Origin of the sequence: Catenibacterium sp. (assembly GCF_052354645.1) — a bacterium.
GTDB lineage: Bacteria > Bacillota_I > Bacilli_A > Erysipelotrichales > Coprobacillaceae > Catenibacterium > Catenibacterium mitsuoka_A.
In genome coordinates this window covers 1-2,342 of sequence record NZ_DAWDDM010000298.1, presented here as the reverse complement: position 1 = coordinate 2,342, position 2,342 = coordinate 1, and the positions used below count along the sequence as shown (strand labels likewise).

Here is a 2,342-nt window from a genome sequence, read left to right as displayed (position 1 = left end):
CGCTTAATGAGTGCATTTCAGGGTTAAATGTTCATTTATATCGTGTAGCGAGAGTTTTGGATGATGGCAGTTATCATTACACCGATGCTTTTAAGGAAGCAGAAACAAATACAAACATTCAACTGAATCAATTAGAAACAAGTGAGCAGCTTAAAAATGCTGCTGTCACATTAAAGGGATATGCAGCCAGCCAAGAAGGACTCACTAAGAGGGCAACATCTTCTACGCTTACTTATACAGATCTAAAAACAGGACTCTATCTTATTACGACGGATAACTTAGAATTAAACGGAACAACATATACCTATTTACCTTACTTGATTTCTTTACCACAGGAGACAAGTTATGATGTGTCCATTGACTTCACAAAGTATTCTAAGAATCCCTCTCATGAATATAAAATCGTGAAGTACTGGATTGATAATGGGTCAAAGCATCCTGAAAAGATTTATGTAGAGCTTTATGATGGGTCTACTTATATCAAGACAATCACACTGGATGCTGCACATAATTATGCTTATTCATGGAAGAGTGAACAGGTTATGAATTACAGTATTAAAGAGAAGCGTGTCAAAGGCTATAAAGGTATTATTACTTCGATATGCAATGATTCTAAGACTGAATATATTATTACTAATACAAGTACAGACACACCTAAGAAAGATCCTCGTGTTAAAACAGGGGATACAACAAGATTCAGTCATTGGCTGACATTATTGACTGTATCAGGATTATTCCTGATTGTATTAGGAAGTCTATTTAGACATGAAAAAGATTAGTCATTTATTTATGACACTAGGGTGCTTATGTATCCTAGTGTCTTGCTGTTTGTTTGGTTATGAGAAGTATCGTCAAAATAAAGAAATAAAGAACTTGAAGAGACTTTATGACCAGAGTGTACAACTTGTCCTCGATACCTATATTCCTTCTGATAATGGCTATTTAGATGTACAAGGATATGATATACAGGCAGTCCTCCAAGTGGGTGACATCAGGTGAGGTATAGGTAAAGAAGATGATCTGCCACACTAAAAGAATAAGAATATAGTCATACCAGACTTGTATTTAAATCAAATACAGTCACTCAAGAATAAAGATATACTTGCAATTCAAACTATTTCAGGCTATAAGATTCAATGAGGCGATGTGGACACGCCTGTAAGAATAAGGGTTGCCTGAGTATTCAGGTGGAAACTCAAACGCCAGACTTCTTAAATGGGAGTCTATGACTTCCTAGAAGCCCTACTTTAAAGCGTTAGCTTAAGTGGTGGGCAATTGACAAAAAGAAACCGCCCAGATAGAAAATGGTCTGAGCGGTTCTTAACTTAATATTGCTGCATCCTCGGATAGTCTTTTTGTGTGGCAGATTTCTTATCTACAAAATTTTCCGACATATAATCTTTAGTAGACAGAGGACTGGAGGAAATAAATACATAGTCTAAAGCTACTAGAAAAAATGCAGGCCAATAGGCAAGGAGGAAACAATAATGAAAAAAAGAATGATTTGGAACAACGATGTATACAGTAAAATGAATGCACTTGAAAAAGATGGCTTCTTCGCAGAATCAGAGACAGAGGAAGAAAAAATGGATGAAACTTATGAGTATATCAGCAACGCGCTTTCTGACGAGGCCGCTAATTTAGACATAGACTTAGAGGAAGACATTTTTCTTATCGGAGTACTTCAAAGATGGGATGGCTGCGATTCTGCTTATGCAGACCTTGAAACTTCAAATATTGGAGAAGCGATTAAAAAAGCTGTTTCGTTATTTTCCGGAGATGATGCTATTGAGATTTTTGTTGAAGATGAAAGAATGAAAATTTCTCAGCTCGGACACGATAACCCAGTTAACCCATCCGTATTCGAGTTTAGAGTGGTACGCCCAGAAAGTGATTATTGTGAAATAGGTCTTTCTTATAAAGAAAATCTTAAGATTACACGTCGCATTGGAGACATCGTAGCAAACGTATATGGTTGGAAATAAGAAGGAAACAAAATAATGAAAGCAAGAAACAAAGAAGAAGCTTGGCTTGTCGTTTCATAAGATAGAGTAGAATTAAAAGGCTAGGTATTATAAAAAACAGACAGTCAGGAGTATTCCTGGCTGTTTATTTTTTTGAGCTCTGACTTCTCTGCACACACAAATGTGGCAGGTTCTAAATATATAGGACTTCAATAAGAGGTCGCTTAGAGTATACAAATCAAAGCTAATGCTTTGTAATTTAAAGGGACTCTAAGTTACATGCCTTATGTATATTCCTATACTTAAAAACTTTTTATGGCAATGAAACCATTGTCTCAATTAACGCCAAAGGATTGCAGCTAACCCTATATTTATATC

At 36.0% G+C, this 2,342-nt stretch carries 3 protein-coding genes; all 3 read left to right on the top strand.

Annotated elements, in window-relative coordinates; all coding sequences use genetic code 11:
- The coding region (locus ACT8VG_RS10230; RefSeq protein ID WP_444195801.1) for a Cna B-type domain-containing protein at nt 1–779 on the top strand (779 nt) is incomplete at its 5' end.
- Nucleotides 766–999 carry a hypothetical protein gene (locus ACT8VG_RS10225; RefSeq protein ID WP_440258206.1) on the top strand — a complete coding sequence of 78 codons (234 nt, stop codon included), beginning with the start codon at nt 766–768 and terminating at the stop codon, nt 997–999. The genes ACT8VG_RS10230 and ACT8VG_RS10225, both read left to right, overlap by 14 nt.
- 488 nt (nt 1,000–1,487) lie before the next feature.
- Nucleotides 1,488–1,985 (top strand): hypothetical protein, encoded by a 498-nt coding sequence (locus ACT8VG_RS10220; protein WP_444195800.1) that lies wholly within the window; start codon nt 1,488–1,490, stop codon nt 1,983–1,985.
- Nucleotides 1,986–2,342: the final 357 nt, after the last annotated feature.

What these genes read in the sequence shown, in the direction of transcription:
- ACT8VG_RS10225 (WP_440258206.1), top strand. Translation starts at nt 766, where the DNA reads ATGAAAAAGATTAGTCATTTATTTATGACACTAGGGTGCTTATGTATC.
- ACT8VG_RS10220 (WP_444195800.1), top strand. Translation starts at nt 1,488, where the DNA reads ATGAAAAAAAGAATGATTTGGAACAACGATGTATACAGTAAAATGAAT.